Here is an 18,247-nt window from a genome sequence, read left to right as displayed (position 1 = left end):
ATTTGCCTGAGTACCCCGCCCGAGGTGCTGTCCGGCTCGACCCGAGTGGGCGCGGGGACGGCGAGACCGCAATTTCGACCTCGCCCGCGTCCCCACGCCCTGCTTCGTGGTCGATGAAAGGGCGGTCGAACGCAACCTGACCATCCTCGCCGATATCGGCGCACGGTCCGGCGCGCATGTCCTCTGCGCGCTCAAGGCGTTTTCGATGTTCTCGCTGGCCCCGCTGGTGCGTCAGCATCTCGGCGGCACCTGCGCCAGCGGCATATTCGAGGCACGTCTGGGCCGCGAAGAATATGGCGGTGAGGTCGCCACCTTCTGCGCCGGGTACAAAGACGCCGACATGGATGAAATCCTGTCGCTGTCCGACCACATCATCTTCAACAGCCCGGCCCAGAAGGACCGCTTTCTCGCCAAAGCCCAAGCCGCCAATGTGCAGGTGGGCCTGCGCATCAACCCGGAACATTCCGAAGGCGAGATCCCCAAATACGACCCCTGCGCGCCCTGCTCGCGCCTTGGGACGCCGGTCAGCCAAATGACCTCTGAGACGCTGCAAGGAGTCGACGGCCTGCATATGCACACCCTCTGCGAACAGGGCTTCGAGCCGTTACAGCGCACATGGGCCGCCGTCGAACCCAAACTCGCCCCGTTCATGGACCAGCTCAAATGGCTGAACTTCGGTGGCGGCCATCATATTACCCGCGATGACTATGACCGCGACGGGCTGGTCGCTTTCATCAAGGCGATCCGGGCAAAACACAACATCGACGTCTATCTCGAACCCGGTGAGGCCGTCGCGCTGGACGCGGGCATACTGGTAGGTGAAATCCTCGACCTGCCCACCAATGGCATGAACCTTGCAATCACCGATATTTCGGCCACATGCCATATGCCCGACGTGATCGAAGCCCCCTATCGCCCCGCCCTGATGGACGAGGCCGAGGCTGGCCATACCTACCGCCTCGGGGGTCCGTCCTGTCTGGCGGGCGACGTGATCGGCGATTACACATGGGACAAACCGCTGGAGATCGGCCAGCGTTTCGCCTTCCTCGATCAGGCGCATTACTCGATGGTCAAAACAAACACCTTCAACGGTGTTCCCCTGCCGACCATCGCCCTATGGAACAGCGAAACGGATGCGCTGAAGATCATCAAACAGTTCGGCTATGACGACTTTAAGGACCGCCTCTCATGAGCATTTTCCTCGACAGTGAACTGACCGCATCCGAGCGCAGCGAAGACGCCCGTTTCCGCGTGATCCCGGTGCCGCTGGAACGCACCGTTTCATACGGCTCGGGCACCGCCAAAGGCCCCGAAGCGATCATCGAGGCCAGCAGCGAGCTGGAACGCATCACCGGCCACGCCGAACCCTGCGTCGAGGGCATCTTTACCGAAGAGCCCGTCGATTGCGACGCCGCCCTGTCCGAAATCATGGAACGCATCGCCCAGCGCACCGAATCCGCCATTCGTGCAGGCAAAGTGCCGGTGACGCTGGGCGGCGAGCATTCGCTCAGCTACGGCGCGGTGATGGGGGTGGCGCGGGCGCTGAACCAGCCCATCGGCATCGTCCAGATCGACGCCCATGCCGACCTGCGCAACGCCTATCAGGGTGAAAAACATTCCCACGCCTCGGTCATGCATCTATTGGCCGAAGAAGGCATCCGGCTAGCCCAGTTCGGCGTGCGCGCCTTTTCCACCGAAGAGGCGCAAAGCCGCCTGAAAAACCACGTCTTCCACGTGGATGCCGAGGAACTGGTCACCGGCAATATCCATGCCGTGGACCTGCCCGAGGATTTCCCCGAACTGGTCTATGTCAGCTTTGACGTGGATGGGCTGGACCCGTCACAGATGCCCGCAACGGGTACGCCCGTTCCCGGTGGCCTGGGCTATTATCAGGCGCTGCGGCTGGTCGAGCACGCCTTGAAGGGGCGCAAATGCGTGGGCTTCGACGTGGTCGAACTGGCCCCGGACGGCAATGCCGCCTGGGACTTTACCGCCGCACAGATCGTCTATCGCCTGATGGCGGCCTGTTAACCCTCGGCCGTTTCGTTCAGTTCCATGTGCCCTTCGCCCTTGTTCAGGACACGGCGCAGCATGGGTTCAAAGAATTCCAGCGGTTTGGTCGGATAGTCCGGGTCGAACGCTTTCTGATCGTATTCATGGCAGAAATGGCGGCAGTCCTCCCAATAGGGGCTGTCGCGATACCTGTCGCGCGCGTTGCGGTCGCCGCCAAGGTGATGGTTGTAATAGTACCCTTGGAACACGCAATGATGTTTGAGAATCCAATAGGTTTTCTCGCTGACATAGGGCTTCATCATCGCCGCTGACAGCTCTCCGTGGTTGTACGGCGACAGAATATCGCCCGTGTCATGGATCAGCGCGGCAACCACCAGTTCTTCATCCGCCCCATCCTCATAAGCGCGTGTCGCGGCTTGCAGGCTGTGCTGATAACGGTTCACCGGATAGGGCGTCCAGTCCTCGTCCAGCGACCGGATTGCATCCAGGATCCGATCCGGCAGGGCCGCATTATACGCCTCTTCATACTCCATCACGGCGTCCCAGTCGGCTTTGGTCGCCTCTTCGAAACTGGTCCAGGTGGGTTTGTGGCTTTTGTCCAGCATGACATGTCCTTTGGCTTGCGTGTTGGCATCAGAATACTGCACGCTGACCATCCAAAAAAATGAATTGATTTTATCGGATTGATCAAAAAATACTTTCGATATGCAAACCAAAGCTCTGGAAACTTTTCTATGTGTGGCAGAGACCGGCGGATTTCACGCTGCCGCCCGCAAGCTGAACGTCACACAAACCGCCGTCAGCGCCCGGATACGCGCGCTTGAAGAGGCGGCGGGCAAACCCCTGTTCTCGCGCGGGGCCGGAGGGACGGCTTTGACCGAGTATGGCCGTCAGTTCAAACCCTATGCCGAGCAGATGTTGTCCCTGTGGTCCTTTGCAGCCAATGATCTGCCCGATCAGGTTCACAACCGGCTGGCGCTGCGCCTTGGTGCCCAACTCAGCGTGTGGGACCCGTTGCTGGTGGATTTGGCCGTGCGCTTCGAACAGCGGTTCGGGCAATTGCTGCTGACCTTGAACTATGACCACGACCTGAACATGGTCGATGCGGTTGCAACCCATGTTCTGGATGCCGCCCTGACCCACGAAAGACCCGTGGACCGGCGCGTGATCTGTCACGAACTTCCGCCAGAACGCCTGTGTCTGGTTGAAAGCAAGACGAACACGGAATCCGATCAGGTTTTCGTCAACATAGAACTGGGCGAGGCCTATCAGGATCACGTCAGATCCACCGCGCGCCGCGCATCCGGGCAGACGATATTTCTGGGCAATTGCCTGATGGCCCTGCGCTATCTTCTACAGCGCGGCGGCTATGGATATTTCCCCGACTATGTCATCACGCAGCATTTGAACTCGGGCGAGTTATTGCGCGTGACGGGCGCGCGCGATTTGATGCTGCCGGTGTATCTGGTGGTGCGCGCGGACAATGAAGAGGTCGAGAACATCCTGCAATGCCTGTCTGACCTCCGCCAGTGATCTCAGGCTGGCGAGGGCAATGGCGTCCCGTCCCGTGCCCGCTTGCGCAACAAAGGCCTGCCCGCGATCAGCAGGAACAGCGCCGACACGATCACTCCGATAACAGCGGGAACGTAAAGCAGACCCCACAGCCTTGGATCATCGATGACAACTGGTGACACGAAACCTCGAACCCCTTCGAGCAGGACCAGGATAGTAAAGGCGCCCAGAATCTGGGGCCAAAGGCCAAAGCGGGAAAAGCTGCCCAGCATCAGGGTCGAATACCCTGCCAGCGACACCGCTATGCAAATGGCAATCCATGAGAATCGCTGGTGCAACTCTTCGACCAGATGGCCCCGGCTGTGCCGTTCGGCCTCTTCCACCGACTTCATGTCATAAATCAGCTCGGCGGTTGAAATCGCCTCGAGGCTGCGGCGAGTCATGCCACCGGATCGCGTAAGGTCCGAGATGTCGTAGGACGCATCCTGAAACAGAGTCGATGACAGGGTCCGACCCTCTTGGTTCAGGCGCAGTGCGACCCCGTCCACCATGACCAGATGGATGCCCGCGCTGTTGTTGACCAGATAGGCGGTCGCGCTGGAATAGCTGACCGCATTGTCCGGATCGCGCCGGTCCGAGACAAAAACCTCTTTCAGCGTGCCGTCCAGATCGATGCGCCCGATATAGACGGTCACATTCTCGGCCGGATGCAGGAACTCGCCTTCGTTCAGCAACTGAGCGGTCACGTCGCCTGCAACCTCGGCTTGTCTGATCTCAAGCTGTTCGACCGAGGCCGGGCGCAGAAACACACTGATCACCGCCATCATCAAGCCTGTGATCAAGCCGAACAGAACCACCGCCCGCGCCAGCCGCCAGGGGCTGGACCCGGTCGCCAGCATCACCGTCAGCTCGCTTTCCCGGCTCAGACGGTTGGTGACGTACACCGCCGCCGCAAACACCGCCATTGGCATCACGGTGCGGATCAGAGTTGGCAAGGTCAGCGCAGTGAATTCCAGAAACACCATGGCCGACTGCCCGCCGCTGATCACGCTGTCAAACAGGCTGACAGACCGGGTAATCCAGAAGACCCCGACAAGGACCAGAGTGAAAAAGCCGAACAGAATCAGCAATTGCCGCAGGAAATATCCATCGAAACGCGACATGGGCCCTCTTTCCGGTTTCTGTTCTGCCGGGACATTAGGCCATTCATCCGCCAGAGGAAACCGGGTTCCGCGCGATGAACGCCCGCGCCCAAGATACCTGTTTAGGGGAAGTGACAGCGGCAGGCAGCCAATCTGCACGCTTCGGGCTTACCAATAGACTTGTAACATGTAGCAGTAGCCAAGTGGCCGATCTGAGGCTAGCCAACGGCGGCAGCCCTCACTGGCTTGGCTTTCCAACTGTGACGCTGTTTAAACAAAGTTGAATTCTTGGTCAGGTATCTGATTGTCGGCAATGCCATGAAAACGCGGTTCGGTCGCGCGATTGGTGGCAAAATAAGAAGCAGGGCCAAATTTCCACGTGGGAACAAGGTTCAACACATAGCAGAGGGCGACGTGGCAAATCAGGAAGAAGCTAATAAGAAGATAGTCTATTTGCACGTGGGGCACGCCAAAACAGGCACGTCCGCACTTCAGACGTTTTTTGCCCGACACACTGAAGAGCTATCTCAAGCGGGAATCTACTATCCACCTCTGGTCGATTTGACCGATGCTATCAAGGGAAAGGCCACAGGCGGCAACGGTACGCCCCTGGGTTCCGTCCTGGCAAAAGACATCGAAGAAACAAGTATCTTCAAAAGAAAAGAGGCTGTTCGAGAAACGGTAGGCGACTTTGTCGCTCGAAATTTGGCGGTGTTTCAAAGGAATGAGCCGCATGTCCTGATCTCAAGCGAATTCCTGCAGGCTTTTGACAGCAAGCGTTTGAAAGAATTTGCGTTGGAGTTGCAAAACTTGGGCTTTGCAACTCACATCGTGTTTTTTGCCAGAAACTACAGTGAGCTATTATTTTCAAGCTGGCAGCAAGGCATCAAACGCGGTCGATTTACCGGTGACTTTCGTCAGTTTATTGAAGCCGCAGAAGACACTATGGGCGCAACTATGGAAGAGATTTTAGCCGCCCAAAGATTGGGTTTGACCTTTGATGTCTTTAACTACGACGATGCCAAACGCGACATATGCAGCTTCTTCTTGGAAAAGGTTCTGAACCTACCACCTGGGAACTGGCCAACAGTGAGCCCTCTCAGGGTCAATCGATCGTTAACTGAACGCGAAAGTCAGTTTCTTCGAATGATAAACGGCGTATTTGATCATGCAACTTATCCGCTGATTGCGGATCGTCTGATCGAGGCTTCCCCGGAACTCGAATTTAGTCATGGTCCATCACCGGATGACATTGCTATCGTCAATCAGAAGTTTGCAAAACAAACGGCACTTATTAATCAACAAATCAAGGGAAGCCCACTCACCGAGCCAACGGCAGAACAGGACAACCAAGAAGACGAAACTCAAACCCTAATGCGAATTATGGCCGTCTTCTTTAGATACGTTGAAAATGAAAAAAGACGTGATTTCCGGGGATTGAACCCAGCTGGCACCAAGCATGCAAGGTTGAGTCGCAAGGAGTTGGAAGAGCGCCTTGAGGTAGAAACAAGAAAGACAAATTTGTTGGAGACAAAGCTTGCCAACCTTCGGCGACATCCATTGAAAAAGTTGTACCACAGAGTCGTCAAACGGCTTTAGAGCGACTTTCTGCAACTCTACTCAGCGAAACCAGTGCCTTACGTGGTTGCAGGTGCTGTTCGCGAAGGTTAGGCCCCCGGCACATCTTGCCCCACCCTTCCCTCAATGCAGGAAAGCAACTCGCCCCATCCGGTGGCAGGCTGCTCGTGGCCTGCGTCCCAACAGCAAGGTTTAGGCAAGGGCTCACCCAGCCTCTCTAGCCTTCGTGTATTTCCTATGTGAATTGGTTCCTTTGTCGGAATGCGGACTCGAGTTAAGATTATTTCAAATATGGCGCGCCTGAACGATACCCAGATATTTCAAGCCCTGGCGCCCACCTCAAATTTCATAGTCCGTTCAATGGAGTAACCCATGCCTAAACTTGATCCTCAAACGCAAAAGAAGGTCAACGCATTCTGAAAAAAGAAAAAGCCGGCAGCCGTGAAACACAGCGCGAAAAAAGCGAAGAAACGTGCCGAAACGGCCCTAGCAAAAGCGAAATGGTCCGTGAAACAAGCGCCAGCACCCGAGAAAAAAGCCTATGCCGAAGTAGAGCAAGCGGTCGTGGAAATGTGCGCTGAAGAAGGGCTGGAGGAAGTGCAAAAAGCAATGTCCGACGCAAAAGTGGAAAAGGCAAAAAAGGAAGTAAAGGCGCGGATCAAACAGAGGGTGGGTCAAATTCAGAAGGCCAAACAGCGTGTCAAAAAAGCCTTGGCCAAACTGCCACCGAAACCGGCGCAGGCCGTCGAAAAAGAACTGGAATCCACTTTCAAGTCCACGCTGAAATTCTGGAAAGACCTTGAGGCTGACGCCAAGAAAGAAGGTCTGGCCGATTAATTTGCTCGGCATTTCGCCGCACCGGCCCTAAATTCGCTCGTCAGGCGCGTTAAGGCAGTTTCCTGTTTGCCGACCTATGGCCTATGTACTACGCCCACCGGGGTATCAGTATTTGCGACCCCAATTGCTGTCGCTGGGTTGGCAAAGTTTGCAACCCCTCTTTCGCTCTAATCAACAGGGACTAACAGCGAGAGCCCAGGATGTTACGCTGACCTACAGACCAAATGGTGATGGCAGTTTCTTTGTCCTTACCGTTGTTGTGGCCCAGCTCTTTCAGCAATGACGTGTACAAACCCCGCATTTTGCTGGGTCCTGCTCGCTGGCCGCAAAGGTTCTCCCTGAAACCTGGCCGACCACCTAATAAGGTGGAAACGATGCCGGGCTTGATTTGAACCCTGCTTCACACGCTCTTTCAAACGCACAAAAAACGCGCCGAGGTCAGTGACGAGCGCGGTGATACAGTTACGTGATTGGTTTGGAAATGGCAGGGGCAGCAGGGTTCGAACCCGCGACCTACGGTTTTGGAGACCGTCGCTCTACCAACTGAGCTATACCCCTATGGTGAGGCCCCAAATAGGCCAGCCGCGCGGCGGACTCAAGAGGCTTTTTTACAATCTCTCATACTTCGCAATCTGACAAACAAGTTGCGCGGGCCGTGCAGTTGGGTAAGACAAGGTCTGGTCAGCAAAAGGAACCCGGTGTGAGCCTCCGCAAGAAGATCGCAGACAGCGAAGCCGTACTGAACTGGACCGCGCGGCGGATTGCCAGCTATATCCGGATGGTCAACCGCAACACGCGCTGGCAGCGCATCGGGTATGAGGAGCTGGACCAGCTGGCCGAACAGGGTGAGCCGGTCATTGTCGTCCTCTGGCACCAGCGGCTGGCCCAATCCCCTTATTTCTTTCCGCTGGATAAAGGGCGCATCTGTTCAATTACGTCCTCGGCGCGGGCAGGCAGCATGGTAGGTCGGGTGCAGAAGCTGTTCGGCATGGACACGATCGCCATGACCAGCAAAAATTCCAACAATATTGCCGTGTCGCGCGAAGTGATCGGAAAGGTGAAGCAGGGCATTTCCATCGGAATCGCCGCGGACGGTCCGCGAGGGCCGGAACGGGTTCTGTCGACCGTGCCTCTGGTATGGGCGCGCACCTCGGGCAAGCGCGTGTTCGGCATCACTTTTTCCGCCAAACACGGGCGCGAGGCGGGAACCTGGGACCGGTTGCTGATGCCGCGCCCGTGGCGCAACGAAGGCGTGTTTCTGTGCCGTGAGTGGACGGAAACCGTACCGCGCAAGGCCAGCGAAGACACCCTTGAGACCCTTCGCCTCAGCCTTGAGGCGCATATGAACGACATCACAGCCGAGGCTGACCGTATGGTCGGGCGCGCGCCGTGGACGCCAAAGGGCTAGCCGCCCCGCAACCTCTGCATCAGATAGACTTCGCTGCCTTCCGGGATGGGTTCGGTCAGGCCGGTGGCAATGACGCGCCCGTCGATGGCGATGGACACCCCCGCGTCGATGGGGGCCTGCAATTGCGGGTGGGCGCGCACTAGGGCGCTCAACAGCTCTCCGGTGGTGGCGGCTTCGACCGTCACCACTTGCCTGCCCCCGGTCAGTGACCGGAGGCTGGACCAGAGGTGGACGTCAATCATTGTCCTTCAACGCAGCCAGAATCCGCGGCGGTGACATGGGCAGTTGTTTCATCCGAACCCCTGCCGCGTTCGACACCGCATTGGCGATGGCAGCGAGGGGCGGCACGATGCCTGTCTCGCCGACCCCACGCACACCAAACGGATGGCCGGGGTTGGGAACCTCGACGATCACCGTGTCGATCATCGGCAGGTCGCTGGCGACCGGGATGCGGTAGTCGAGGAAGACCGAGTTCTGCAGCCGTCCATCCTCGCCATAGATGTATTCCTCGTTCAGTGCCCAGCCGATGCCTTGTGCGGCCCCGCCCTGATACTGGCCTTCGACATATGCCGGGTGGATCGCCTTGCCTGCGTCCTGAATGACCGTGTAGCGGGTGATCGAGGTTTTGCCGGTTTCCGGATCGACCTCGGCATCGACGATATGGGTGCCGAAGGACACGCCCGCGCCTTCGGGGGTGGCCTCGAAATGCCCCGAGATCGGACCGCCGGTGCGACCCATGTTCGCCGTGATATCGGCCAGCGGTAAGGGGTCGAAATCGCCCGCGTTGGGCCCGGAAGGCACCGCGCAGCCGTTTTCCCATTTCACCGCGTCCACAGGGATGCCCCATTTGGCCGCCGCGCGTTCGCACAGCTTTTCAACCGCGTGTTTCGCCGCCTTGATGGTCGCCAGACCGCTGGCATAGGTCACGCGACTTCCGTGCGAGACGTCGTTATAGCCCAGCGTTGCCGTGTCAGCGATGGTGACGCGGATGTTCTCGTACGGAATGCCCAGCACTTCGGCCGCCATCAACGCCATGGACGCGCGCGAGCCGCCAATATCGGGCGTTCCGACCATCAACTGGGCCGAGCCGTCCTCGGACAGCGCCAGCGATACCGAGGTTTCGCCGCCGTGGTTGAACCAGAACCCGCAAGAAATCCCACGCCCCTGCCCCGGTTTCAGCGGGGCCGCGTAGTGAGGATGCGCCTTGGCGGCTTCCAGCGTTTCAACCAGACCGATGCGTTCATAGGTTGGCCCGTAACTGGCCCTTGTGCCCTCATGCGCGGCGTTTTTCAGGCGCACTTCGACCGGGTCGAGGCCCAGCTTGTTGCACAGCTCATCGATCACCGATTCGACGGCAAAGGCCCCCATCGGAGCCCCCGGCGCGCGATAGGCCGCCTGCTTCGGGCGGTTGGCCATAACGTCGTAACCGATCTGCCTGACGTTGGTCAGGTTGTAGGGCGCAAAGGCGCACATGGCAGTCATGTCGCCCGGCGCACCGGGGAAGGCCCCGCCTTGCAAACGGAACACGCCCTGCGCCGCCGAAATGGTGCCGTCCTTCTTCATCCCGATTTTCACATCCATCGACGCGGATGAGGTCGGGCCGGTGGCCCGGAACACCTCGGACCGGGACATCACGATCTTGACCGGGCGGTTGGCCTTGCGGCTCAGCGCCAGCGCGACGGGCTCGATGAAAACGGTGGTTTTGCCGCCGAACCCTCCGCCGATTTCCGACGCGGTTACGCGCAATTGCGAGGTCTCTATGCCCAACAGCGCGGCGCAGGTTTTCTGTGCGATCCAGTGGCCTTGGGTGGTGCACCACAACTCACCCTTGCCGTCATTGCCCAACATACCCAGACAGGCATGTGGTTCGATATAGCCCTGATGGGTCGCCTCGGTCACAAAGCTGTCCTCGATGACCAGATCAGCCTCGGCAAAGCCAGCCTCGACATCGCCATGGCCGCTTTCGTGATAGCGGACAACGTTCGTATGCATGCCTTGCGGCACCGAGTAATCCGCAGCCCCTTCGCGGATCACCGGCGCGTCCGCTGCCATCGCTTTGTCTACATCGGTGACATGGGGCAGGACCTCGTATTCAACCTCGATCAGCTTGAGCGCATCGCGGGCCGCCAAAGCCGAACTTGCGGCGACTGCCGCCACGGCATGACCGTCATACAGCGCCTTTTCACCGGCCATGACGTTTTCCAGCACGTTCCAGAACTCGCCCGCCAGACCGGGGGCAAAGGGCACGTCGGCGAAATCGGCGCGTGTCACGACGGCTTTGACGTCCTTGTGCGCCTCGGCCTTTGAGGTGTCGATCTTCACGATCCGCGCATGGGCATGGGGCGAGCGCAGAACCGCGCCGTGCAACATGCCAGGTGCCGACATATCCGCGCCGAACTTGGCGCGGCCCGTGACCTTGTCCAAACCATCGGGGCGGTTCGGGCGGGTGCCAACAAAGGTGAAATCAGATTTGCGATCGTCCAGAGCCATTATGACGCCTCCCGCAGGTCTGCTGCCGTTTCCATCACGGCGCGAATGATCTTGTCGTACCCGGTGCAGCGGCAGAGGTTGCCTGCCAGCCAATACCGCGCCTCTTCCTCGGTCGGGTCCGGGTTCTTTTCCAGCAGCGATTTGGCCGCCACCAGAATGCCGGGCGTGCAGATGCCGCATTGCAGGGCAGCGTGCTCGATGAACTTCTGCTGCAATGGATGCAGTACGTCACCGTCTGCAATCCCCTCGACGGTTTCGATCTGTTTGCCGTCCGCTTCGACCCCCAGCACAAGGCAGGAACAGACCAGACGACCGTCAACGGTCACCGAACAGGCCCCGCAGTCTCCGGTGCCGCAGCCCTCTTTCGCGCCGGTCAGGTTCAGTTTGTCGCGCAGACAGTCCAGCAGTGTTTCGCGCGGGTCGCACAGGTATTCGACCGTGTCCCCATTCACGGATGTGGATACGTGGAGCTTGCTCATACATTTTCTCCCTTCGCACGGGCATAGGCGATTTTCGCGGCGCGCTTGGCCAGAACGCCTGCGACCTCGGTGCGGAATTCAATTGTGCCGCGCTTGTCGTCAATCGGGTTGCAGGCGGCAGAGGCCGCAGCGGCCAGCGCGTCCAGCGCTGCATCGTCCAGCGTGCTGCCAATGATCGCCGTGGCGCAGTCTTCCACCAGCAGAACAGTCGGTGCCACAGCACCCAAAGACACACGCGCTTCGGTGATGGTATCGCCGTCCAGACGCAGACTGACACCGACGCCGACAACCGCAATATCCATCTCGGTCCGCGGAATGAACCGCAGATAGGCGTCGCCTGCGTTGTCACCACGGGCAGGGATGTTAACCGCTGAAACCAACTCTCCCTTCGCCAGCGAGGTTTTGCCCGGTCCGGTCGGAATATCCTCAACCGCGACCTCTCGGGTGCCATCCGGTCCGGTGACCGTGACCGTCACACCCGCAGCCACCATGGCAGGCACCGAGTCCGCCGCAGGCGACCCGTTGCACAGATTGCCGGTCAGCGTCGCGCGCCCCTGAACCTGAGTCGAGCCGATCAAATCCATCGCCTCGACCACGCCGGGCCAGTCGCGGCCGAGTTCGGCATGCTCGCTCATTTCCGCGCCGGTGGTTGCCACGCCCAGCGTCCAACTGCCATCCGCGTTGCGGGTGATGTCATGCACACCGTTGATTTTCTTGACATCGATCAGCGTGTCGGGCGTCACCAGCTCGGCGCGCAACTGCACCAAAACATCGGTGCCGCCTGCCAGAAATCGTGTTATGCCCGTTGCGTTTGCCGCCAGGGCCGATGCTTCGGCAAAGCTGGCAGGACTGTGATAATCCATGAATTTACCTCGCGCCTGTTTGTCAGGGTTCACTGGGGATCGGGGCGACGTTAGAGGAGCCTAATGCCCGCGTCTATGGCTGGAATGGTAAATTTTCGCGGTCCCATTTTGCACGGTCGGGGGAACAGCAAACGCTTGGTCCGCCGAGCGTGCTATGGGCGCTTAGACCTGTGACAGCAACCAACGCCGCATCGCGTCGACCAGTTTGGGCTGGCGCGGCTTCCTCGGGGTCACGATGTAAAACCCCGGATCACCGCTTAGCACCTGTTCGAAGGGTTTGACCAACTGGCCTAAGGTCAGTTCGGACCCGACAAGCGCCGCATCTGCCAGGGCAAACCCCTGCCCCGCCACAGCCGCGTCAATTGCAAGGCTGGTGTGGTTGAACGTCATCATGCGCGGCCTTCCGTCCACCCCGGCATGTTCCAGAAACAGCGGCCAAAGACCATGTGAATCGCTAAGCAACGTCTGCCCCATCAAATCCCGCACATCAGACACGCGCCCGGCCAGATCTGGCGCGCAGACGACAATAAGCTCGGTCGAAAACAAGGGCTCGGCCCGCAGATCGGATGTCAGATGCGATTGACCGTGGCGCACAGCGATGTCGGCACCGTCTTTTCCAAATTCGGCAAGATGTTCCTGCGCATCGATCTGAACCTGAATTTCCGGGTGCTTCGCCGTGAAATCCGACAGCCTGGGCACCAGCCATTTCGACGCAAAACTGGGTGTCACGGATATCGTGATCCGACGCTGGTCTGCCGCCTCTTCCACCGCGTTTTCGATCAGGCGAAACGCGCGTTTTAGAGGCGCGCTGAGTTTGCGGCCCTCTTCCGTCAGGTGCAGACCGCGCGGCATCCGATCGAACAGGGCAATGCCCAAGCGCGCCTCAAGCCCTCGAACCTGCTGCGCCACAGCCCCTTGCGTAACGCCCAGTTCTTCCGCCGCAAGGCGAAAATTCAGATGTCGGGCCGCAGCTTCAAAAGCACGCAAAGCGTTCAGAGGTGGAAGGGCTGGCATATCCGCACACAGTAGATTTTCTACAGGCTTAGAGCAGAAGAACTGATTGGTCAAACGCAGCGCCGCGGCTCATTCTCAGGAAAGATGCAAATTGGAGCGCGAAAATGACCGAAAAAGTTGCCCTGATCACAGCCGGCGGCAGCGGGATGGGCGCTGACGCGGCCCGTCGGCTGGCCGCTGACGGGTTCAAAACCGGTATCCTGTCCTCATCCGGCAAAGGCGAGGCATTGGCCCGGGAACTGGGTGGCGTCGGTATAACCGGGTCCAACCAATCCAACGACGATCTGCAACGGCTGGTGGATGCGGCCATGTCCCATTGGGGGCGGATCGACGTTCTGGTCAATTCAGCCGGGCATGGCCCAAAAGGCGCGGTGCTGGATCTGTCGGATGACGACTGGCATCTGGGGATGGAGGTGTATTTTCTAAACGCCGTCCGCCCGACCCGGCTGGTGACCCCGATCATGCAGGCCCAAGGCGGTGGATCGATCATCAATATCTCAACCTTCGCCGCATTCGAACCGGACCCGGCCTTTCCGACCTCGGGCGTATTTCGCTCTGGCCTCGCGGCTTTCACCAAGCTCTATGCCGACAAATACGCGGCAGACAACATCCGCATGAACAATGTGCTGCCCGGCTTCATCGACAGCCTGCCCGAGAAACAGGACTTCCGCGACAGGATTCCGATGGGCCGCTATGGGCGCAGTCGCGACGAAATCGCGCCGGTGATTTCTCTGCTGGCTTCTGAGGGAGGCGGATACATCACCGGACAAAACATCCGGGTCGATGGCGGTATCACCCGCTCGGTCTGACGTATCAGAGCCGCGCCTTGATCAGATGCGTCAGCGCCGCGCCGGTTTCGAAATAAGCACGGCGCAGGCGCGTCCAGCTTTCGCGGTGCTCGGATACGACTGGCACCGGCAGGCATGAGAAATCCCCTGTCAAAAGGCTTTCAGCCATCAACCGCCCGAACATCGTGCCGGGCCCGATGCCGCGCCCGGAAAACCCATGGGCGGACAGGGCGTTTGGGCCAAGCTGAGTGATCTTGGGAATATGATCCGACGTCATGGCTATCCGCCCGTGCCAGCCCTGAACCAATGGTTGATCCGATAGGTGCGGAAACAGTTCGGCCAATTTGCGACTGACCCATCCTGTATGGGCCGCGCGGCCAGCATGGCTTAGATCCCCCATCCCGCCAATGATCATGCGTCCGTCCTGATCCAGCCGGAACGATGTCATGATCAGGCCGGTATCCCAGCACCCTTCGCCCTGCGGCAGAATGCTGTTGCGCAGATTGTGGGACAAAGGCGCAGTCGCATATTGAAAGTAGTAGACCGGCACATAGGCGGGCGCGGTGTCCTTGATGCCTTGGTGATAGGCGTTTGTGGCTTGTATGACCGCCCTTGCGCGCACCGATCCACCGGGGGTTTCCAGAACCCAAACCTCACCTTCCCGGCGCAGGTTGCGAACCGGACTGTTGGTGTAAATCTGCGCACCCGACTCACGCGCCACTCGCGCCAGACCCTGCACATAGGACAGTGGCTGGATCGTACCGGCCCGAGGATCAAACAGCGCCCCATGGAACGCATCGCTACCGGTTCTCTGCGCTGCGGTCCGGGCCGACAACAGCTCGACCGGAGCGCCCGCCGCGCTAAGCTGCGCGTGGCGGGTTTTCAGATCGCGCAACCCGGCAGGTGAATGCGCGCAGTGAAGTGTTCCGTTCCGCACCGGCTCGCAATCGATCTGGTGCTTTTCGATCAGGGCAAAGACCTCGGTCGGTGCTTGGGACAGAAGGTCAATCAGGCGGTCGCCAGTTGCCTGACCCAAGTGCTTGCGAATGTCGTCGGGGGGCAACCAAAGGCCCGCATTGACCAGCCCGACATTCCGCCCCGAGCCGCCATGGCCGATGTCCTGCGCCTCCAACAGACAGACCGTCGCGCCGGATTTCGCAGCGTGCAGCGCAGCGGAACAGCCGGTGTACCCGCCCCCGATTACGGCCAGGTCCACCGTCACATGGGCCGAGAGCATTTCGGCGTTCAGGTCTTCACGGCATGTCTCGCGCCACAGAGAGTTTTCGGGGTTGGTCACGGGTCACCTTTCATCCTTGCCCGCAGCATTAGCGCGCAAGGTGGCAGCAACTCAAGATGAGGAAAGAGGAACGGGGTTGTCAGGGTCGTGTCGGCGCAAATTTCGATGGCAGCGCTGAATATGACCCTGTGGGCCTGAACAAACGCCCTCTGCAAGCTGCCCGGCCCAACCAGCACAGTCGTTTCGACAGAAACGACGAAGATGGGCGGGAGCCCCCTAGACGTCGAGTGACCGCGCGATCAACTCTTTCATCACTTCGTTGGTGCCGCCATAGATCATCTGCACGCGTGCATCCGCGTAAAGACGGGCAATCGGGTATTCCATCATGAACCCATAGCCGCCAAACAGTTGCAGGCATTCGTGCATGATTTCGTTCTGCACCTCGGACCCCCAGTATTTGACCATCGAGGCTGTCGCGGCGTCCAACTCTCCGGCCTCCAGCTTGGCGATACAGTCATTCACGAAACTGCGCAGCACTTCGGCCTTGGTCTTGCACTCGGCCAGTTTGAAACGCGTGTTCTGAAAGTCCATGACACGCTGACCGAAGGCCTTACGCTCTTGCACGTATTTCACCGTCTCGGCGATGGCGAAATCGATTGCCCCAAGGGCCATCAGACCGATGGTCAGGCGTTCCCAGGGCAATTGCTTCATCAACTGATAAAACCCCTGCCCCTCATTCGGGCCCAGCAGGTTCGTCAACGGCACTTTGACATCCTCAAAGAACAGCTCGGCGGTGTCGTTGCCCTTCATGCCCAGCTTTTTGAGGTTACGCCCCCGGCGAAACCCATCCGCGCCTTCGGTTTCGACCGCGATCAGGGAAACGCCTTTTGCCCCAAGGGACTTATCCGTTTTCGCCGCAACAACGATCAGGTCCGCCGACTGACCGTTGGTGATGAAAATCTTGGACCCGTTGAGCTTGTAAGAGTTGCCATCCTTTTCGGCCGTCGTCCGCACGGCCTGAACGTCGGACCCGGTGCCCGGTTCAGTCATTGCAAGCGCGCCTACCATTTCGCCCGAGATCAGCTTGGGCAGCCATTTTTGCTTTTGGTCTTCGCTGCCATAGGTCGCGATGTAGTGGGTCACGATGGACTGAATTCCATACCCCCAACCCGCATCACCACGCGCGGCCTGTTCATAGATTGTCACGGCATCAAAGCCCATGCCGCCACCAACGCCGCCATATTCTTCGGCGACCGAACCCGCCATCAGCCCTGCTTCGCCGACCTTGTGCCAAAACGCGCGGTCGACAACGCCGTTGTCGGCCCATGTTTCAACATTCGGGGAAAGTTCATCATCCATGAACCGGCCTGCCATATCGGCAAACATGCGGTGTTCATCTGTAACCCAGGCGGCGGACGAGGTGAAAAGCGACATCTTCAGATCTCCGGATAAGCGTTTGTTATAGGCTACCTAGCCCAGCGCTTCCCGCCAATCCATGTGACGTCGCGTTGGGCCCCTGAACAACGCAACGTTCTTTCCCGGCGGGTTAGGCCAAGGCGGTTTTCAGCAGTAATGCGGCAGCCTCTTTGGCGTCTTCGGCAGGGTCGCCGCTTTTCAACAGCACGGCGGACACAATCGCGCCTTCCTGTAACAAGACAATCTGCCGCGCCAGCGTTTCCGGTTCGGCCGTACCGGCCTTTTTTGCCAGACCGGTGAAATGATCCAGCATCACCTGTTTGTGCCTGGCGGCCTGAACATGGATCGGATGATCGGCCTCCTGATACTCGGCGCCCGCCTTGATGAACATGCAGCCGCGAAATTCGTCCTGTTCGAACCATTCCTTGAGGGCGTCGAAACTGGCCAGGATTTGCCCCGCCGGCGTGTCGGCCCTGTCCGACATACGTCCCAGAACCCACTCGCGAAAGCTTTCGTCCCGTAGGCGCAGGACGGCCAGGATCAACTCTTCCTTGGTGCGGAAATGCTTGTACATCGAAGTTTTCGACACGCCCGTTTCCACCACCAGCTTGTCCATGCCAGTCGCGTGAAACCCGTCGCGATAGAACACCTGCATCGCCTTGCGAACAAGCTCATCTCGTTTGTTTGGACGCATGATCCCGCTCCTGCATGTACTGACCTGTACATATTAAACTTGGCCGCGCGGTTCAATCCACCTTGCCTACCCCGTTGAAATACATAGCTTTTCGATCCGCTTCTTAAGGAATTACATCAAGTCGCAAAATAATACTTGAGCTTATTGACAGATCGGTACACCTTAGAGGTATTCTTACCGATCAGTTCACCCAAGGATTTGACCGATGAAACGACACGCCAACCTTGTTCCACCACAATATCTGCCGGTCCTATTGACTCTGGCGATGATCGCTGCAGCACTCGTCTGAAAGAGCACCCGAAAATGTCCAGACCGCCGCTGCCGCCCTTCACCGTCGAAACCGCCACGCAAAAGGTTCGTATGGCCGAAAATGCCTGGAATTCCCGTGACGCAGATGTCGTGACCCCGGCCTATACCGAACACAGCCAATGGCGGAACCGGGCCGAATTCCTGTCCGGCCACGCCGACATCCACGCTTTCCCGACCCGCAAGTGGCGCAAGGAACTGGACTATCGCCTGATCAAAGAGCTTTGGGCCTTTTCCGGCAATCGCATTGCGGTGCGCTATGCCTATGAATGGCACGATGACAGCGGTCAGTGGTTCAGGTCTTATGGCAATGAGAATTGGGAATTTGCCGAGGACGGGCGCATGTCGCATCGTCACGCCTCGTTAAACGATTTGCCGATCACCGAGGATGACCGCCTGTTTCACTGGCCGCAGGGCGAACGCCCGGAAGACCATCCAGGGCTGTCAGACTTGGGTCTGTGAAAGGACAA

At 58.9% G+C, this 18,247-nt stretch carries 17 protein-coding genes, 1 tRNA gene and 1 pseudogene; 8 read left to right on the top strand and 11 right to left on the bottom strand.

Annotated elements, in window-relative coordinates:
* Positions 1 to 67 precede the first annotated feature (67 nt).
* Together nspC and speB are read left to right on the top strand one after the other, a co-directional pair.
* Positions 68 to 1,192 (top strand): annotated as a pseudogene (nspC, locus tag ACR0MO_RS15495) (carboxynorspermidine decarboxylase); the annotation flags it as partial.
* Positions 1,189 to 2,031 (top strand): agmatinase, encoded by an 843-nt coding sequence (gene speB / locus ACR0MO_RS15490; RefSeq protein ID WP_170452487.1) that lies wholly within the window; start codon positions 1,189 to 1,191, stop codon positions 2,029 to 2,031. The pseudogene nspC and the gene speB, both read left to right, overlap by 4 nt.
* Here the strand turns inward: speB and ACR0MO_RS15485 are convergent.
* On the bottom strand, positions 2,028 to 2,618 hold the full coding sequence (locus tag ACR0MO_RS15485; RefSeq protein WP_170453136.1) for an HD domain-containing protein: 591 nt from the start codon (positions 2,616 to 2,618) through the stop codon (positions 2,028 to 2,030). The genes speB and ACR0MO_RS15485 overlap by 4 nt on opposite strands.
* Positions 2,619 to 2,718: 100 nt before the next feature.
* On the opposite strand from ACR0MO_RS15485, the gene ACR0MO_RS15480 reads away from it, so the two are divergent.
* Positions 2,719 to 3,546, top strand: a complete 828-nt coding sequence (locus ACR0MO_RS15480) for a LysR family transcriptional regulator (RefSeq protein ID WP_170736377.1) — start codon at positions 2,719 to 2,721, stop codon at positions 3,544 to 3,546.
* Positions 3,547 to 3,548: 2 nt separating this feature from the next.
* Here the strand turns inward: ACR0MO_RS15480 and lptF are convergent, their stop codons facing one another.
* The gene (gene lptF / locus ACR0MO_RS15475) at positions 3,549 to 4,688 is read right to left on the bottom strand and encodes an LPS export ABC transporter permease LptF (protein WP_480626321.1); all 1,140 of its coding nucleotides are present in this window, start codon (positions 4,686 to 4,688) and stop codon (positions 3,549 to 3,551) included.
* Between the two features lie 393 nt (positions 4,689 to 5,081).
* On the opposite strand from lptF, the gene ACR0MO_RS15470 reads away from it, so the two are divergent.
* Positions 5,082 to 6,266 carry a hypothetical protein gene (locus ACR0MO_RS15470; RefSeq protein ID WP_480582521.1) on the top strand — a complete coding sequence of 395 codons (1,185 nt, stop codon included), beginning with the start codon at positions 5,082 to 5,084 and terminating at the stop codon, positions 6,264 to 6,266.
* A 420-nt stretch (positions 6,267 to 6,686) separates the two neighbouring features.
* Positions 6,687 to 7,082, top strand: a complete 396-nt coding sequence (locus tag ACR0MO_RS15465; protein ID WP_170622941.1) for a hypothetical protein — start codon at positions 6,687 to 6,689, stop codon at positions 7,080 to 7,082.
* 482 nt (positions 7,083 to 7,564) lie between these two features.
* Here the strand turns inward: ACR0MO_RS15465 and ACR0MO_RS15460 are convergent.
* Positions 7,565 to 7,640 (bottom strand) — tRNA-Trp (locus tag ACR0MO_RS15460).
* 142 nt (positions 7,641 to 7,782) lie between these two features.
* Here ACR0MO_RS15460 and ACR0MO_RS15455 point away from each other — a divergent pair.
* A complete protein-coding gene (locus ACR0MO_RS15455) occupies positions 7,783 to 8,490 on the top strand; it encodes a DUF374 domain-containing protein (RefSeq protein WP_170622939.1) in 708 nt (235 codons plus the stop codon).
* On the opposite strand, the gene ACR0MO_RS15450 is transcribed toward ACR0MO_RS15455, so the two are convergent.
* The 5 genes from ACR0MO_RS15450 to ACR0MO_RS15430 all read right to left on the bottom strand — a co-directional run bounded on the left by ACR0MO_RS15450 (position 8,487) and on the right by ACR0MO_RS15430 (position 13,336).
* Positions 8,487 to 8,732 (bottom strand): MoaD/ThiS family protein, encoded by a 246-nt coding sequence (locus tag ACR0MO_RS15450; RefSeq protein WP_170452499.1) that lies wholly within the window; start codon positions 8,730 to 8,732, stop codon positions 8,487 to 8,489. The two genes, ACR0MO_RS15455 and ACR0MO_RS15450, sit on opposite strands and share 4 nt — an antisense overlap.
* Positions 8,725 to 10,980, bottom strand: coding sequence for a xanthine dehydrogenase family protein molybdopterin-binding subunit (locus tag ACR0MO_RS15445; protein ID WP_170622938.1), 2,256 nt, complete (start codon positions 10,978 to 10,980; stop codon positions 8,725 to 8,727). The genes ACR0MO_RS15450 and ACR0MO_RS15445 overlap by 8 nt, the downstream gene beginning before the upstream one ends.
* Positions 10,980 to 11,459, bottom strand: a complete 480-nt coding sequence (locus ACR0MO_RS15440; RefSeq protein ID WP_170622937.1) for a (2Fe-2S)-binding protein — start codon at positions 11,457 to 11,459, stop codon at positions 10,980 to 10,982. The genes ACR0MO_RS15445 and ACR0MO_RS15440 overlap by 1 nt, the downstream gene beginning before the upstream one ends.
* A complete protein-coding gene (locus ACR0MO_RS15435; RefSeq protein ID WP_170622934.1) occupies positions 11,456 to 12,322 on the bottom strand; it encodes an FAD binding domain-containing protein in 867 nt (288 codons plus the stop codon). The genes ACR0MO_RS15440 and ACR0MO_RS15435 overlap by 4 nt, the downstream gene beginning before the upstream one ends.
* A gap of 162 nt (positions 12,323 to 12,484) precedes the next feature.
* Complete coding sequence (locus ACR0MO_RS15430; RefSeq protein WP_170622933.1) at positions 12,485 to 13,336, bottom strand: LysR substrate-binding domain-containing protein; 852 nt, start codon at positions 13,334 to 13,336, stop codon at positions 12,485 to 12,487.
* Between the two features lie 104 nt (positions 13,337 to 13,440).
* Between ACR0MO_RS15430 and ACR0MO_RS15425 the strand changes: the two genes are divergently transcribed.
* Positions 13,441 to 14,145 (top strand): SDR family oxidoreductase, encoded by a 705-nt coding sequence (locus ACR0MO_RS15425; protein ID WP_170622931.1) that lies wholly within the window; start codon positions 13,441 to 13,443, stop codon positions 14,143 to 14,145.
* Between the two features lie 4 nt (positions 14,146 to 14,149).
* On the opposite strand, the gene ACR0MO_RS15420 is transcribed toward ACR0MO_RS15425, so the two are convergent.
* The 3 genes from ACR0MO_RS15420 to ACR0MO_RS15410 form a co-directional block, all read right to left on the bottom strand.
* Positions 14,150 to 15,361, bottom strand: coding sequence for an NAD(P)/FAD-dependent oxidoreductase (locus tag ACR0MO_RS15420; RefSeq protein ID WP_480892151.1), 1,212 nt, complete (start codon positions 15,359 to 15,361; stop codon positions 14,150 to 14,152).
* A 276-nt stretch (positions 15,362 to 15,637) separates the two neighbouring features.
* Positions 15,638 to 16,795, bottom strand: a complete 1,158-nt coding sequence (locus tag ACR0MO_RS15415; protein ID WP_480892138.1) for an acyl-CoA dehydrogenase family protein — start codon at positions 16,793 to 16,795, stop codon at positions 15,638 to 15,640.
* Positions 16,796 to 16,907: 112 nt separating this feature from the next.
* On the bottom strand, positions 16,908 to 17,471 hold the full coding sequence (locus ACR0MO_RS15410) for a TetR/AcrR family transcriptional regulator (protein WP_480892136.1): 564 nt from the start codon (positions 17,469 to 17,471) through the stop codon (positions 16,908 to 16,910).
* 303 nt (positions 17,472 to 17,774) lie between these two features.
* Here ACR0MO_RS15410 and ACR0MO_RS15405 point away from each other — a divergent pair, with 303 nt between their 5' ends.
* Complete coding sequence (locus ACR0MO_RS15405; RefSeq protein WP_480892134.1) at positions 17,775 to 18,239, top strand: nuclear transport factor 2 family protein; 465 nt, start codon at positions 17,775 to 17,777, stop codon at positions 18,237 to 18,239.
* The last annotated feature ends 8 nt before the right edge of the window (positions 18,240 to 18,247 follow it).

It is taken from the genome of Ruegeria sp. K5, from assembly GCF_056531805.1.
Note: the sequence above shows the minus strand (reverse complement) of the source record. Positions and strands in the feature narration are given on the sequence as shown.

Excerpts from the sequence above, each read along its gene's own strand:
- speB (WP_170452487.1), top strand. The coding sequence starts at position 1,189 with ATGAGCATTTTCCTCGACAGTGAACTGACCGCATCCGAGCGCAGCGAA.
- ACR0MO_RS15485 (WP_170453136.1), bottom strand. The coding sequence starts at position 2,618 with ATGCTGGACAAAAGCCACAAACCCACCTGGACCAGTTTCGAAGAGGCG.
- ACR0MO_RS15480 (WP_170736377.1), top strand. The coding sequence starts at position 2,719 with ATGCAAACCAAAGCTCTGGAAACTTTTCTATGTGTGGCAGAGACCGGC.
- lptF (WP_480626321.1), bottom strand. The coding sequence starts at position 4,688 with ATGTCGCGTTTCGATGGATATTTCCTGCGGCAATTGCTGATTCTGTTC.
- ACR0MO_RS15450 (WP_170452499.1), bottom strand. The coding sequence starts at position 8,732 with ATGATTGACGTCCACCTCTGGTCCAGCCTCCGGTCACTGACCGGGGGC.
- ACR0MO_RS15445 (WP_170622938.1), bottom strand. The coding sequence starts at position 10,980 with ATGGCTCTGGACGATCGCAAATCTGATTTCACCTTTGTTGGCACCCGC.
- ACR0MO_RS15440 (WP_170622937.1), bottom strand. The coding sequence starts at position 11,459 with ATGAGCAAGCTCCACGTATCCACATCCGTGAATGGGGACACGGTCGAA.
- ACR0MO_RS15435 (WP_170622934.1), bottom strand. The coding sequence starts at position 12,322 with ATGGATTATCACAGTCCTGCCAGCTTTGCCGAAGCATCGGCCCTGGCG.
- ACR0MO_RS15430 (WP_170622933.1), bottom strand. The coding sequence starts at position 13,336 with ATGCCAGCCCTTCCACCTCTGAACGCTTTGCGTGCTTTTGAAGCTGCG.
- ACR0MO_RS15425 (WP_170622931.1), top strand. The coding sequence starts at position 13,441 with ATGACCGAAAAAGTTGCCCTGATCACAGCCGGCGGCAGCGGGATGGGC.
- ACR0MO_RS15420 (WP_480892151.1), bottom strand. The coding sequence starts at position 15,361 with ATGCTCTCGGCCCATGTGACGGTGGACCTGGCCGTAATCGGGGGCGGG.
- ACR0MO_RS15415 (WP_480892138.1), bottom strand. The coding sequence starts at position 16,795 with ATGTCGCTTTTCACCTCGTCCGCCGCCTGGGTTACAGATGAACACCGC.
- ACR0MO_RS15410 (WP_480892136.1), bottom strand. The coding sequence starts at position 17,471 with ATGCGTCCAAACAAACGAGATGAGCTTGTTCGCAAGGCGATGCAGGTG.
- ACR0MO_RS15405 (WP_480892134.1), top strand. The coding sequence starts at position 17,775 with ATGTCCAGACCGCCGCTGCCGCCCTTCACCGTCGAAACCGCCACGCAA.